General features: G+C 38.9%; 14 protein-coding genes. 10 read left to right on the top strand and 4 right to left on the bottom strand.

Going from position 1 to position 15,029, the window contains the following annotated elements:
- Positions 1 to 53 precede the first annotated feature (53 nt).
- Positions 54 to 515, top strand: a complete 462-nt coding sequence (locus tag IE199_RS19585; protein ID WP_189774084.1) for a DoxX family protein — start codon at positions 54 to 56, stop codon at positions 513 to 515.
- Positions 516 to 870: 355 nt separating this feature from the next.
- Here the strand turns inward: IE199_RS19585 and IE199_RS19580 are convergent, their stop codons facing one another.
- Positions 871 to 1,434 (bottom strand): TetR/AcrR family transcriptional regulator, encoded by a 564-nt coding sequence (locus IE199_RS19580; RefSeq protein ID WP_189774082.1) that lies wholly within the window; start codon positions 1,432 to 1,434, stop codon positions 871 to 873.
- Positions 1,435 to 1,565: 131 nt separating this feature from the next.
- On the opposite strand from IE199_RS19580, the gene IE199_RS19575 reads away from it, so the two are divergent.
- From IE199_RS19575 to IE199_RS19545, 7 genes are all read left to right on the top strand, one after another.
- Complete coding sequence (locus tag IE199_RS19575) at positions 1,566 to 2,393, top strand: cupin domain-containing protein (protein ID WP_189774080.1); 828 nt, start codon at positions 1,566 to 1,568, stop codon at positions 2,391 to 2,393.
- A 254-nt stretch (positions 2,394 to 2,647) separates the two neighbouring features.
- Positions 2,648 to 3,127: a YHS domain-containing (seleno)protein gene (locus IE199_RS19570; RefSeq protein WP_189774078.1), complete on the top strand. Its 480-nt coding sequence runs from the start codon at positions 2,648 to 2,650 to the stop codon at positions 3,125 to 3,127.
- A gap of 11 nt (positions 3,128 to 3,138) precedes the next feature.
- On the top strand, positions 3,139 to 3,423 hold the full coding sequence (locus IE199_RS19565) for a BufA1 family periplasmic bufferin-type metallophore (RefSeq protein ID WP_189774076.1): 285 nt from the start codon (positions 3,139 to 3,141) through the stop codon (positions 3,421 to 3,423).
- Positions 3,424 to 3,445: 22 nt separating this feature from the next.
- Positions 3,446 to 4,336 (top strand): MbnB/TglH/ChrH family RiPP precursor modification enzyme, encoded by an 891-nt coding sequence (locus tag IE199_RS19560; RefSeq protein ID WP_189774074.1) that lies wholly within the window; start codon positions 3,446 to 3,448, stop codon positions 4,334 to 4,336.
- The gene (locus tag IE199_RS19555; protein ID WP_189774072.1) at positions 4,329 to 5,096 is read left to right on the top strand and encodes an HvfC/BufC family peptide modification chaperone; all 768 of its coding nucleotides are present in this window, start codon (positions 4,329 to 4,331) and stop codon (positions 5,094 to 5,096) included. Before IE199_RS19560 ends, IE199_RS19555 begins: the two co-directional genes overlap by 8 nt.
- Positions 5,097 to 5,108: 12 nt before the next feature.
- Complete coding sequence (locus IE199_RS19550; RefSeq protein WP_189774070.1) at positions 5,109 to 5,645, top strand: TlpA family protein disulfide reductase; 537 nt, start codon at positions 5,109 to 5,111, stop codon at positions 5,643 to 5,645.
- Between the two features lie 356 nt (positions 5,646 to 6,001).
- The gene (locus IE199_RS19545; RefSeq protein WP_189774068.1) at positions 6,002 to 6,475 is read left to right on the top strand and encodes an HPP family protein; all 474 of its coding nucleotides are present in this window, start codon (positions 6,002 to 6,004) and stop codon (positions 6,473 to 6,475) included.
- On the opposite strand, the gene IE199_RS19540 is transcribed toward IE199_RS19545, so the two are convergent.
- Positions 6,466 to 7,182 (bottom strand): DUF2306 domain-containing protein, encoded by a 717-nt coding sequence (locus IE199_RS19540; protein WP_189774066.1) that lies wholly within the window; start codon positions 7,180 to 7,182, stop codon positions 6,466 to 6,468. The genes IE199_RS19545 and IE199_RS19540 overlap by 10 nt on opposite strands.
- 173 nt (positions 7,183 to 7,355) lie before the next feature.
- Between IE199_RS19540 and IE199_RS19535 the strand changes: the two genes are divergently transcribed.
- On the top strand, positions 7,356 to 8,537 hold the full coding sequence (locus IE199_RS19535) for a helix-turn-helix domain-containing protein (RefSeq protein WP_189774064.1): 1,182 nt from the start codon (positions 7,356 to 7,358) through the stop codon (positions 8,535 to 8,537).
- A gap of 107 nt (positions 8,538 to 8,644) precedes the next feature.
- Here the strand turns inward: IE199_RS19535 and IE199_RS19530 are convergent, their stop codons facing one another.
- On the bottom strand, positions 8,645 to 10,978 hold the full coding sequence (locus IE199_RS19530) for a methyl-accepting chemotaxis protein (protein ID WP_189774062.1): 2,334 nt from the start codon (positions 10,976 to 10,978) through the stop codon (positions 8,645 to 8,647).
- A gap of 309 nt (positions 10,979 to 11,287) precedes the next feature.
- On the opposite strand from IE199_RS19530, the gene dld reads away from it, so the two are divergent.
- Entirely contained in the window at positions 11,288 to 13,006 is a 1,719-nt protein-coding gene (dld, locus tag IE199_RS19525; protein ID WP_373304828.1) for a D-lactate dehydrogenase, read from the top strand.
- Positions 13,007 to 13,032: 26 nt separating this feature from the next.
- On the opposite strand, the gene IE199_RS19520 is transcribed toward dld, so the two are convergent.
- The gene (locus IE199_RS19520; RefSeq protein WP_189774060.1) at positions 13,033 to 14,997 is read right to left on the bottom strand and encodes a tetratricopeptide repeat-containing sulfotransferase family protein; all 1,965 of its coding nucleotides are present in this window, start codon (positions 14,995 to 14,997) and stop codon (positions 13,033 to 13,035) included.
- Between the last annotated feature and the right edge of the window lie 32 nt (positions 14,998 to 15,029).

Here is a 15,029-nt window from a genome sequence, read left to right as displayed (position 1 = left end):
TTGCCACATCACAAACTTATACCAATTGGTATTACCCCAGTAGAGACAAATTTATGCGTTCATTAATACTCAGACAATATCACTTGTATCGATTGCTAATAGCAATACTTGATCATTACATTCAACCAGTCGTTAATCTTTTTGGTCGTACCTATGTCGCTTGGGTATTTTTTGCCTCTGGCCTAACAAAAATTAGAGATTGGCAGTCAACATTAATGCTTTTTGAATACGAATATAGCGTGCCACTAATTAATTTTGAGCTTGCTGCTTGGTTGGCGACATTTGGCGAACTGGTGCTGCCTCTATTACTTATTATCGGGTTGGCGACACGGGTTAATGCTGTAGGCCTGAGCATTATTAACATAGTTGCGGTGATCAGTTTAGAAGAAATAGCGCCGGCAGCGTTATACGGGCATGTTATTTGGGGCGTTATTTTACTGCATATCATACTGCTTGGTGGTCAAAAGTTATCAGCGGATCACTGGATTAAAATTAAATTATACCAATCCGTATAAGAGATTGCTCACTTAGCGATAGTTTAATGGCTTAGAGGCAAGGCATTGATTGCAAAGAATGGTTATTCCATTGTTAAAATCAATAACACAGCATATAAGCCTTTAAAACTCGCCCTTTGGGAATGGATGGGCAACATGATAACTGCACAAAATAAACTTAATGTAGAACATCTATATCTTCACTTATTTCATTTGTTCTAATGCCGCTCATGCCATTCTAAGTGGATAATTCTTTATCCGGATTGGTATTACAGCATACTGCTTAAAGATTAATTATAGAATTTCTAGCTCGTCGTGTTGCTGAGTGCAGTGGGTGAATTGTAATGACAAGAACCATAACACTGCCTCAGCCTTTTTATTTTAGATTTGAAACAAGCTCTTTTAACATGGTTTTAGCGTGAGCTGCTGGATGGGGCATAAGGCTTAGGTGGGCTGAAATAATCGCCCCCTCTTTTAGCATTACCACAGTGTTTGCTACAAGTTCGGGGTTTGGTAATTGCGCAAGTTTTACTAAGTTTAAAAAATAATCTTTTAATTTCAGCTTATGCTGTACCGATTGCATGTAAAAGGTATTGTCTCGTTCTTGAAATTCAGACGAAGCTTTAATAAACATACAGCTACTAAAAGCTGGTTCATTGAACCATTCTTCAAGTGCATCAAAAACACAATAAATCTTATCTTGTTCTGACTGAGCTAAGTGATTAACCCGCTGCTCAAGCCAGCAGCTAAAGTTTTCATCTCTTCGCTCTAATACCGCGGCAATTAACGCTTCTTTATTTTTGAAATTTGCATAGATGGTTGTTTTTGAAATACCGGTTTCTTTAACAATGAGGTCAACACCTGTTGCATGAAAGCCGTTGCGATAAAAAATATCTAGCGACTTTTGAAGTATTTCTTCCTTTTTAGACGGTCTCAACATTACCCCCTTTTCAATTTTTGTTCGAGTGTAACATAGCGGTTCACTCAGGCGACTGGAAAGTTTTTTGTTGATAATAACGTAATTTTGAATTACTGTACAGATCTGTACAGATACTCAAGAGGACTGAATGTATGGATGATTTAAGTAAAATTATTAACCACGTAACACTGAGTGCTGAAGTATTTTACTCAGGTAACTTGTGTGGTATCCAAACTATTGGCAGTAGTGATGGTGGTCATTTACATATTCTAGAATCAGGCAAATTAACCATCATTACTAACGAAGGCCATAAAGTATGCTTAGACACGCCATCAGTGATTTTTATACCCGACGGCAGTGAGCATAGAGTTATCGCCAGTGAGTCAGATCAGGCCAATCTTATCTGTGCAGTGGTGAAATTTAACTCTGCCAATAGTCACTCGTTAATAAAGTCTTTACCTCAATTTATCTATTATGAGATATCTGGCAAAAATGATATTGGAAATACTGCGGCTTGGCTGTTTAGGGAAGCATTTGATAAAAAAACAGGCCGACAAGCGATGATAGATAAACTCGCCGATATATTTTTACTGCAAGTGCTGCGAGATGTCGTTGAAAATGGTGTTGTCTTGCAAGGGGTTTTGTCGGCAATGACACACCCAAGGTTATCAAGTGTGATTGAAGCTATTCACAAAGAGCCTGAAAGGCCATGGACCGTTGAGTCTTTAGCAGAAATTGCCGCGCTTTCACGATCAAAATTTGCCGCTCTTTTTAAGGAAACCGTAGGACAACCGCCCAATAATTATATTACCGATCTCAGGGTTGCGATGGCCAAAGATCTTTTGCAAAAAGGTAAATCAATTAACCTAATTGCAAATGAAGTGGGTTACGAACATGGATCAGCTTTAGCGCGCGTATTTAGGAAAACGTTAGGTTTATCACCAACAGAATGGGTGAATTCGCAACGTTCAAAATCTTAAATTCTAGAGGCTAAACACCTATGTGTACTTTTTTTGTTTAGCCTTTACTCTTCTATATTTTAGCCTTCTCGATTGCTTACTGTTCTCACCACAAATAATTAACATCAATTCTATTAAATATCGATTAAAGATTTTTGGTTTCAACTTCAAGACCATTGGATACCTGAGTCAATTTCTATTCTTTTATGCTTACTCCTGTCGAGTAACCCGCTGTTAGATACGTGGTTACTGAATTTTAATTAAGGAGAAAATATATGAAATTATCCACTTTGTTCAAATCAATTAGCGTCGCTGGCGCGTTAGCCGTTAGTAGCTTGGCATTTGCTGTCGACAACAATATCAATGTTAACGCTAACGACTTAGCAATACATGGTTACGACCCTGTTGCTTACTTTACAAAAGGAGCCCCTACTAAAGGCTCAGCTAAGTATAGCGCGACACATGAAGGTGCGATTTACTACTTTTCATCTACAGAAAATCGCGACAAGTTTAAAGCAAATCCGACCAAGTTCGCCCCACAGTTTGGTGGCTATTGTGCAATGGGAATTGTATTAAACCAGAAGTTAGATACCGATCCATCAGCTTGGTATATCGACCAAGGTAAGTTGTACCTAAACCTAAATAAAACCGTGCAGAAAAAATGGATGGAAGATGTTTCAGGCAACATTCAAACAGCGGATCGTACTTGGAATGGTATCGAGTATGTTCCGGCTCAAGTATTGGCAGATCAATAACGAGGTGATTAATGAATAAACAACTACTAGCAAGTGTAGCATTAGCGGCCGTTTTGTCTTCAACCGTTGTCACTCCTGTAGAGGCAGCTGGAAAAGAGAAATGTTATGGCGTCGCTAAAGCGGGCCAAAACGATTGCGGCAATTTAGCAGGTACTCATTCTTGCGCAGGACAATCAACCGTTGATAACGATCCGGGAGAGTGGAAGCTGGTTGATAAAGGCACCTGTGAAAAGATTGGTGGCATGTTAAAGAAAGAAGCAAAAGCAAAGTACAACGCTAGTAAAAAAACTCACTAGCAAAACAAGGGTAGAAGCCAAAATGACGCTAAAATGTAACGTAGAACCACTCATAGGTGTTGGGTTAAGACATAAACATTATCAAGACGCTTTGGCTTCACCTGCCCCTATCGATTTTGTCGAAGTTCACTCAGAAAACTTCTTTGCCTCAGGTGGAGCAACCATCAACTACCTAAAAGCCGTTCGGGACACTTACCAGGTGAGTCTGCATTCAACGGCGCTAGGGCTAGGTTCGGCAAAAGGTGTTCCTGGGTACTTTATTAATAAATTAAAAAATCTTATTTCATTAATAGATCCAATATTGGTTTCAGATCACGCCAGTTACGCTTGGAGTACTTGGATGTCAAAACCAATACATATGGGTGATTTATTACCACTAAGTTTTAATGAAAAATCACTACAAGTATTAGTGAACAATGTTGAGATGGTGCAAAACGAACTTCAGCGCCAAATACTGGTAGAAAATCTGTCGTCTTACCTTGTGTTTAAAGAGGATGAGATGAGTGAAGCTGAGTTTCTTACGCAATTACATCTTCAAACAGGTTGTGGCTTGTTAGTTGATCTCAACAATATTTTAGTGTCGGCTGCTAATATTAATAGTCGCGACAAGTGGCAGTTTGCCTATCAATGGCTCAACAACATCCCTTCATCTGCAATAAAAGAAATTCACCTTGCAGGACACACACCAGTAGCCGCTGGTGAAATTATTATTGATGACCATAGCCAACCGATTAGCGAGGATTGCTGGCAACTTTATCGGCTAGCATTGAAACGTTTTGGCGCAGTACCTACGCTCATCGAATGGGATAATAACTTGCCTAGTTGGCCAGAATTAATAGCACAAGTGACAAAAGCGAAACTAATAGCTAAAGCAACACTAACAAACTCAGCCACAGAGGCTAGCTATGGATAAGTTAATGTCAAATAACGTGTTGCAACACCAAGAAACTTTTGTTGCCAAAATTTTGAGTGAACAGCCATTAACAAACAGCCGCTTTGACAAAGGGTTATACATCTATAGAAAAAACTTACAAGCAACCGCAACTCAAGCATTATCTATCACTTACCCTACATTGGCGGTTTTAGTTGGCAACGACTTAATGGGTAAAATTGCTCATTCACTTTTACTTAAACAGCCTCCACATATAGGAGATTGGGCTGAGTGGGGGGTTGGCTTACCAAACTTCTTAACTTCATTAGAAGTCATTGAAGAATATCCCTTTATTGCTGAGGTAGCTCGTATGGATTTGGCTATACATCAATCAGAACGTGCAACACAGCAAATGTTTTTACAAGAGTCGGCTTTTTTAATGCAAGAAAAGGGGCTAGATAATGTCGGGATATTAATCAATGACAGCGTTCATACGTTTTCCACCAGCTACCCGATTATTCAGATAAAAGAAGTGGCAGATCATGACAATAAACAATCTTCTCTGGCGTTACTCAATAAATTAGATCAAGGGCAAACTCACTACAATATATTAGTTTATCGACCGCAATATAAAGCCCAGGTCGTTGAAATTTCAGATAGCGAATTAACTTGGTTAACACTGTTAGTAAAACAAATTTCAATAGGAAAAGCGCTAGAGCTTGTCAGTGATTTTGATTTCACCCAGTGGTTAACACAAGCCTTAAGTAGAAATTTAATTAAAGCGTTTATCTCACTAAATTAAAAGGGAATAACAATGCTCCATAAAGCCCATTTAACGTTAAAAATAATCAAGCAATTATCAAGGTTATTTATCATAACCCTTGTTGTCATTGCTTTACCTTCCAAGGCCTTAACACAAAGTGTAGATACCAACATAAGCGCACCTGACTTTTCCACGGTCACCTTATCTGGAGATACATTTACCTTAGCCAATTTTCGAGGAAACAAGCCAGTGTATTTATTTTTCTGGGCAACTTGGTGCCCTATTTGTCAACGAGAAATCCCTCGCTTAAAAGCTTTTCACCAAGAATTTTCTGAGCAGATTGAAATATTAGCCATCAACGTAGGTATTAATGACAACATCAACAATGTTGAACAGTACCAACAAAAATATAACTTACCATATGCTTTAGCATTTGATGATAACTCCCGTATCAGTGAACTTTATGGTGTTTTTGGCACACCGACGCAAGTGATCATCGACATTGACGGTCATATTCGATATCAAGGCCACCAGTTCCCACATGGATTGGAAAAAATGTTAGCCACACTTGCCACCGCTAAACGTTAAGTATTGTTGGTTTTTCTTTTTAGATTAGGGGCGTGTTACGCTGGTAATAAAGGCCTGTCGGTAAGGTGTTTTGTCCTAGTGTTTTCATTTAGCCGAAGCCTGCCCCTAATCTTTTTTTACTTTCGCTACTTAACTTCATTAAAAACCACACGGATTTAATAACACCAATGCAATAAAAAGACGAAACGTTTCAATACGTAGACTCTCTGGTGCCCACATTTTTAACAAAAAAACTAAAATAGCCGCACATTGGTTATTAAAGTTTGGCCTGCAGAGTAAACCTGCCCCAACCAAAATAAACATTAAGGTTTTGGCAAACTCGTTCACGCCCACCGTTTCACAATTAAGGATTAAAAATGAATCTAGAAAAAGCACACTCGGCAATTTATGCTGGCATTGCTGCGATGTTTGCTATTGGTTTACTATCGATTGGAGAATTTATTTTCTCTTGCACTGCATTAATTATGGCGCCACTTGGCGCCTCTGCCGTATTAGTATTTGGGGTGCCAGACAGCCCATTGGCACAACCCAAAAACGTGATTTTTGGCCATCTATTAACTGCGTTTATTGGGTTAGCCATCATCTCTGCCTTTGGCGTTTCCCCTTTCACACTCGCTTTAGCCACAGGGCTAGCCGTAAGCGCCATGTTATTAACTAACACAACCCATCCACCGGCCGGAGCAAACCCGCTATTAATCATGATGACAGAACAAACCTGGTCTTATTTGTTAACCCCTGTATTGACAGGAGCTGTGGTCATTGTGATTACAGGTTTAGCGGCCAAAAAGCTGCACAATAAATTATTAAATAATAAAAGTGCTTACCCATAACGTGCAGCAAAGTTCTGCGATGACAACAGAGTTTTACTTATAAAACACTCTATAAATACAAGGTTTAATACCACGACAAATACTCTGCCATAATCAAATAAGAATTGATGTATTAACTCATAAGCCATTAGCTGACCAAATAACAAATTCAATGAGATCTCAATAACTAACAGTGATATTGGCGTTGCTGAGATCGCAATGGCTCGATACATCCAACATTGATGATTGGTAAAACTCTTACGCCAAGCATAATAAAACCCGACGATAAAGCTAAGCGACATTATTGCACTGAATGCTAACAAAGAGAGATATCGCGCGCCCTTCACGTCAGGTGTCAACATGTGGTGCATGGCGATACCAGATAGCGCAATACCAATTCCCGAAATAATAGTGATACAACCTGCCATACGATGCCATTGTTTGTAGCGTTGGCGAAGGTAAGTCGAAAATTGAAAAGGTGCGCTTACAAAAAACAGAATGCCAAATATACCATGGGTAAAAATAACCACTGGCTTTTGATAATACACAGGGTTGATAAATTCACTTTGTATTGGTGTCTCTCCCAGACCCAATGCAACAAAAATTAAAATAAAGACTGCTGGTATTGCCGGAATGGCAAATATAATGAGCAATATCGAAACGGTTGGCCAGTTAAATGAACTTGTTACTTTTTGTGCTTTATTTGATAGCCTAATATCTTGTGTCATAGTCAAAGTTTCTCGTTGGTATCATTTTTTACCATCATGTTACTTTGACTAACTGCTGTGTCGTCCGGCTGTGTTTAACAATACCTTTAACAGTACAACCCTACACTTTCGGACTTGTAACTTTTAATATATAGCATTGTTTTTGAAGCGATTTACACCTAGACGAGCGCAAAATGTCGAATTCATTTTTTTTAATGTTTATCAATACCGTCACCCTCAGTATTGCGCTATTTAGTGCCAATCTGTTGCTCAGCCGAACAGAGAAACACCATGGCGACATTGCTCTTGTCACTTGTTTGGTATCTATCGCCTTTGTTTTAAGCCGCTCAACTTTATCTGACGTTTCTCCTTATTTTGCCGTTAACCTTTTAATTTTTACTTTGCCAACAATGTTCTTAATTGGTCCAAGTTTTTGGTGCTATGTCCTTAGTATGACCAGTAAGTCAAATTGGCTTTTTAGACGCCATCACCTAAAGCATTTTAGTTTAGCCCTGTTAGGATGGTGTATTGCTACGACAACATTGTTTTTACCCGATGAAATCAAACATCACTTACTAATACAGGGGACTGACCAATACATACCTACCTACAGCACGCCAATGCAATACCTAGTATATTGCTTAGTATTGTCTACTTTTATGTTAGTGCTGTTCTGGGCAGTTCAAACCGCTTATTACTACGTAAAAATTATCAAACGGTTAAGGCAGTATCGCTTTTATTTAAAAGAGATATTTTCCAGTAAAGATACCAAAGAGTTGTATTGGCTGAGCTTTATATTGCTGTCGATCGGAATCTTGTGGTTGCTAGCTACCATAAATATTACCTTAAGTAATTTAGGCAATGCTGCACCGGTTAATGATGCCGTGTTTAGCATTATTGGCCTTATTATGACTTGGATATTAGCCCAATGGGGGTTGCGACAAAAACCCGGTTTCGAAGAGCTTTACCAAACCACTCAAGGCAAACAACACCTTCAAACGGCTAATAAATACCAACACTCGGCACTAGACCAAACTCGCGCCCAACATATTGCATCTCAAATTGAAAAGGCCATGAAAGAAGATAAGCTCTATTTAGATGCAGCTTTATCACTGCCCAAGTTGGCCAAACACATTTCAACTTCGGCAAACTACATATCACAAACACTTAACCAAAACTTATCAACAAGCTTCTTTGATTATGTTAACCATCACCGTATAGAAGCAGCAAAACGACTATTAACTAACACAGAGGAAACCGTATTAGATATTGCGATGCAGGTAGGTTTTAATGCTAAGTCATCATTTTACACCGCATTTAAAAAAGAAACGCAAATGACACCAAGTCAGTATAGAAAAACCCACCTCAACAGCTAGTTTAATTCTTATAGATACATCGCATATGACAGTTACCAATTTGTTTAATCGGTAACTGCCATGATAAGGCTCAGTGAACAAAAGTTACGCAATTTATCGCACTAATTTCACAGCTTAAATTGCGCGACAAGTTTGTTCATCATGGATGATTCCTCTTCAACTGCGTTACAGCATTGAGAAGCACAATTAACTAGCTCGTTGTTATCTTGCGCTAGCATGGTGATCTGTTCAACTTGTTCAGCCATTTGTTTACCTACCATAGATTGCTGCATTGTAGCTGATGCGACCTGACTATTTTGTGTTTCAATACTGCCCACTTGTTCACTAATAATCTTGAAAGTTTCATTAACTTTTTCAGCACTTTGCAAAGTTTGTTCAACCATTTCAGCTGCTCTGGTCATAACAGCAACAGACTCATCTGAACCAGATTGCAGATTTTCAATAATCGTTTGAATTTCTAAAGTAGAATTTTGAGTGCGTTGTGCCAAGGTTCTAACTTCATCAGCAACAACAGCAAAACCCCGACCTTGTTCACCCGCTCGCGCTGCTTCAATTGCCGCATTAAGTGCTAATAAATTAGTTTGATCTGCAATACCCCGAATTACATCGAGTACAGTAACAATATTGGCAGCATGTTCAGCAACAGTTCGCACTGTTTGCGTTGATTCAAGCACAGTATCACCAAGTGCCCTTGTTACCTGCAAACTGTTTGATAAGTTGTTTGTGCCTAACTGCACTTGTTCAACCGCCGCTGCACTCGCCTCACTTGACAAAGTAGCAGATTCAGCCACGGCATCTGAAGTTGCAGACATTTCTTCAATAGCTGCAGATAGCTGAGTTGTTTGATCAGTTTGTTCTAATGACTTTTGTTCAACAAGATTAAAGTTTTCTCTAAGTTTGTGAACTTGGCTATCAAGGATGCTAGACGCTTTATCCATCCCTGTCAGTGTGTCATGCATAATTTCCATCATGCCATTAAAAGAACGAGAAACTTGGCCAATCTCATCTTTAGCACTTTTTCCTAAACGATCTTTAATACGTTTTGTTAAGTCTAGGGTTTCTGCTACTTCATTTACGGATTTATTTAAAACGATAATAGGCCCTGATAAAAAGTTACCCAACCAAAGAGCAGTTACGATACCAAGTGACACTAAAATTAATGTACATATAACAGAAGTGACAGTTAAAGAAGACGTTAATTGTTCAGACGCTTGAAACGCTTCTTCAGCGTCTATTTCACTTATAATTGCCCATTTATTGCCAGCAACCTCAAGTGAACCAAACGCAGATGCAACCTCAATGTTACGGTAGTCCTTTATGAGTTCGAAGCCGTTTTGCCCGTTCAACCCCGCGCGTACAGTGGGAGTATCAACTTTAGCTAAACCTAGAGATGAGTCTTTTGCGCTAATCGCCGCAATGGTTTTTTCAGATAATCCTGACGCTCGCAAGTCATTGAGGTAATTTGCTTTATCTTCAATTAAAAAGCGGCTTTGGCTGCGCATTAAAAAGTCGCTACCAACCAAATAGGTTTCACCAGACTTACCTAGTCCGCGAGACTCCCACTCCCCTTGGTAGGTCATCAGGGCATTAATTTTATCTACCGGCGCTTGAAAAATAAGCACGCCCAAGCGCTGGTTGTTGGCAATAATAGGTGCAGAAATAAATGCCGCAGCACTTTCATAGGATGGCGTATAAGGCGCAAAGTCTGTCATAAACACTTGCCCTTTTGAGCCAGAGCGCGCTTTGTTAAATGCTTCTGCCAAGCCTGAAGATGCAAAAGCACCTGAAGTTAAAGAGGTAGCATAATCGAGCTCTTTAAACACCGAATAGACGACGTCTCCTTTATCACTGACAATAAAAATATCGTAAAAACCAAACTGCTGTAAAAAGTTACGATATTTTTCATGATACAGCTGATGCACTTTATCGTAATCCGAGCCATCGTTAAGCGAAACAAGCTTATCTTTTTCACCTAAACCAAATTCACTAACGCCTATATAGCGATACTGAAGCGCAGTACCCGTTTCAGACAAAGCATTCATGATGCTACTAGCATTTAAACTCGTCCCTTGATTTTCTTCTTTATATTTAGCAAGGAATTCATTCAAATAATAACTCGACAATACACTCGACTGAGTTTGCTTATCAGGTAAATTCGACTGAGACGAGTAACTATTGTAACTATCAATAAATGCAAGCGTGGCATTTTCCGTCATTGTTGAGTTCGCTAAGGCTATAGCCTGCTGATTAATCGTTTCGAAATAATCGACAATTTGTTCACGCTTAGCATCACGTAAGCCAACGAGGCGTTGCTTAACCTGTGAATGAAGTGCTTGTGTCACGTCTACCGACGCAATATAGGTGAGAATAGAGGAAGTCAGTATAAGAGCAATACTTACAACGACCCCTACGTTTAGTATGATCTTGCTTTTCAATCGCATACAAGGTTCTCTTTAATAACAACTGATAATAAAGCTTTCCTTGCAACGCTTAGTACCCATGTTATTTATACTAGAACAATTTCAACATTTTGTTAGAATTTTTGTATAAAAAATATTGTTCTGAAACTAGGTTCAGCAATTTAACGAGTTAAGATCTGAAGTTGCAGCTTTAAAATCCCAAAAAGATTCCAAATATAGCTTTTGATTATAAATTCTAATCAAACGCCTCGTTTTATTGAGTTAATCCTTGCTGTATACTTTAGCTCCATTTTTAGCCAGATAGCTTAGCAACACCCACTAGAGATAACTATGAGCGCAACTACCTCAATTATTTCTGCTTTGGAATCCATAGTAGGAAAACAGTATATTTTAACGGAACCAGCAAAAAAACAGCCGTATACCAAGGGCTTTCGTTTTGGAGCAGGTGACGCTTTGGCAGTAATACGTCCAGGCTCATTAGTGGAAATTTGGCGTGCACTTAAAACCTGTGTTGAAGCCGATATTATTGTCATTATGCAAGCGGCAAATACTGGCTTAACTGGAGGTTCAACGCCTGATGGTAATAACTACGATCGTCCAGTAGTCGTCATAAGTACGATGCGAATTGATGATATTCAGCTGATCAACAATGCAGAGCAATTTATCGGTTTAGCGGGTAGCACATTATTTGGTTTAGAAGACACACTCGCCCCCTATGGTAGAGAGCCCCACTCAGTTATCGGTTCTTCATGTATTGGTGCATCAATTGTTGGCGGCATTTGCAATAATTCAGGTGGCGCACTTGTTCAACGTGGGCCAGCATATACTGAGCTTTCACTATTTGCGCAAATAGATGCTGATGGACAATTAGTTCTGGTTAACAATCTTGGTATTAAACTTGGCGATTCCCCTGAAGAAATCTTAATTAATTTAGAGAATAAAAATTACCGTGCCGATGATGTAGAGTTTCCAAACAAACGTGCATCTGACAACGAGTATCACGAACGTGTGCGCGACGTAGACGCAAATACGCCTTCACGTTTTAACAATGACGGTCGTAGATTATACGAATCATCTGGTTGTGCTGGTAAATTAGCAGTGTTTGCCGTCAGAGTTGACACTTTTCCTATTCCAGAAAAACAACAAGTTTTTTACATTGGTACCAACGACCCTGCGGTGCTTGGCAAAATTCGTCGCGATATTCTGTCAACGTTCAAGAACTTACCGGTATCTGGTGAGTATTTACATAAAGATTGCTACGACGCATCGAAAAAATACGGTAAAGATACATTTTTAGTGATTGATAAACTTGGCTCAAAGTACATTCCAAAAATGTTTTCCATGAAGCGTACTGTTGATCGCATTGCAGATAACTTAGGCTTTTTACCTGCCAAAATGTCAGATCGTATAATGCAGTATATGAGTTATTTATTTCCTAACCACTTACCTAAGCGGATGGAAGCATTTCGGGCTCGTTTTGATCATCACTGGATATTAGAAATGAGTAACGATGGTGTAGATGAAGCACAACAATATCTGGCCGAGTTTTTCAAAACCAACGAAGGCGACTTTTTTGAATGTACAAAAGAAGAAGGTGATAAAGCAATTTTACATCGTTTTGTTGCTGGTGGTGCTATTGGTCGCATGCATGCCATGAAGGCAAAAGAACTTGGTTCAGTAATGACCATAGATGTTGCTTTTCCACGCAATGAAAAAGACTGGTTTGAAACGCTATCACCAGAATTAGACGAACAGATTGCCGTCAAACTCTACTATGGCCATTTGTTCTGTCATGTGATGCACCAAAACTATATTTTGAAAAAAGGCGTGGATGCTAAAAAAGTAAAAAACCAAATTTTAGCAACCTTTGATCAACGTGGTGCCGAATACCCAGCCGAACATAATGTTGGCCATGAATACTTAGCTAAAGACGCATTAAGAAGTTTTTATCAAGAACTTGATCCAACCAACAGTTTCAACCCCGGCATTGGCAAAACCAGTAAATTAAAACATTGGGCTGAGCACGACTCCAATAAACCATGCTGTTAAGTTAAAGCAGTTACCAAGCAGTGAAACTAAATCGTTTCACTGCTTGTATTTACAAGCGTTTTTAATTCATCTAAATACGGTTCAAAGTTTTTCCACTGTTCCATCCCTTTGCGGTTGATGGGTTGTCGAACCTGTTCAGCACTTGCTGTTCGCACCGCTCTTTCAGTATTAAAAAATTGATAACAATTTTGCTCAACGTCAATGTTTAAAAACTTAAACAACGCATCAATTGTTTGTGTCGGTTCATTAACTAATGTTTCGTAGTTTACGGTATAGATATCCTCTGGATATAGTGAGCTCCAATGTTCCATCAACTCAACATAATCTCGATAGTAAGAGACAATATCGTCAAACGAATAGCTAAATTCCTGCCCCTCGGCAAATAGCTGTTTGTATATTGCAAAACAACAAGAATGGATCTCTCGACGAGTATCGATAATTTTAGCCTGAGGTAAAATCGATTTTATTAAACCAATATGCCTAAAATTGTTAGGCATTTTATCTATAAAAAACTCGCCACTTCCTCGGTAAACACGAGTTTCATCTATGTAGCGACGCCCCAGCTGAGCAAAGTTCTCTGCGGGGATTGATGACAATATATTAGGGTACCTTGCTTTGTGTTCTTTATATTGTCGACCATTAAGCTCTTGCACGTAGGCCAATATATTTGGCAACTCAAGTGTTCCGTCGATAAGAGAATGAGAGGATAAAATTTGTTCAACCAAGGTAGAGCCAGTACGAGGTAGGCCCAAAATAAAAATTGGCTCCAATGTTTGATAACCAAGTTTAGCGAGTTGTTTTGCAACTTCTGAACTGAAGAACGATTTTTGCAAAGCAAAGTTGTTTGTCATCACTTCTGAACGATAGTTAATTTGCTCTCGTTTTAAGTTATTTCCTTGTTGGTAATGCACAAATGACTGTTCAAATTCTTGTTTATCTTCTAACGCTTTTGCTAAAGCAAAATGCAACTGAACTTGCTCGTTCTGTGGTATTTGTGAATCAGATTTTAAACTTTGCATTTGAGCTAATAACTCATCACTAAAACGATAAGTTTTTAAGTTAGCTAGACTCCAATAAGCATCACAAAGTCTTGGTTCACGTTGTATTGCTAATAAATAATTTTCAATCGCTAGAGCATGATGTCCAATCGTCTTATATGCATGACCTAACATTAAGGCAGCAGTTGGACTGTTTTCGTCTATGGTTATTAGTTGTTGGTAGTTGAGGATTGCCTCGTTATATTTGCCAATAGCGGCTTGTTGATTGGCTAAAGTCAGCAATGACGTATGATCATTTGGTAATGCTTGATGTAGTTCTTGAGCAAGTGAATACGCCAACTCAAATTTTTGTCGACGATGCAAAACATTAATGTAATCAAACTTCACCCAATAATTTTGTGGCGTCAATTTAAGAGCAGTTTGCAATAAAAATTCAGCGTCATCTAGCACCTGATGTTTTTCAGCAATTTTAGCTAAAAACCGCATGGCTTCCGTATGTTTAGGCTCTAGCGTTAAAAAGTGGCGACATAGCTTTTCAGCTTTCTCCAGTTTTCCTTCATAGATGAAGCTATACACGCTTAATAGCGCTTTAGGTAAAGAATGTAAGTATTCAATATTGTTGTTGGCAATTCGCTTTTCTTCAATATTTGTCGAAAGCTGAGAGAGCCTCTGCCAACTTGAAATCAGCGCGGGGTTATATTTTACCGCTTGCCGGTAGTTTTGAACTGCCTTTTCATTCACTTGCTCACTGAAATAGATATGTGCAAGTTCTTGAAAAGCACGTCCATAATCAGGGCACAGCTCAATCAGCCGAACTAAATATTGTTTCGCCTTAGCAAATTGTTTCTCGTAGCGATAACAAACAGCCAAAAGATACAAGGTTTGATCTTCGTTTTCATTTACTGACAAACGCTGCAAACATAAATCAGCACTTTGTTGAAATTGGCCTGATTGCACCAATTTCTGTATATGTTCTATGGTAGGTAAACTCATATTAAAAAATAAGTCCCGCTTAGCGGGACTTT

This window comes from Thalassotalea marina (assembly GCF_014656435.1).
Lineage (GTDB): Bacteria > Pseudomonadota > Gammaproteobacteria > Enterobacterales > Alteromonadaceae > Thalassotalea_C > Thalassotalea_C marina.
The sequence above is the reverse complement of the archived record's forward strand: the minus strand, read 5'-3'. Positions and strand labels throughout refer to the sequence as shown.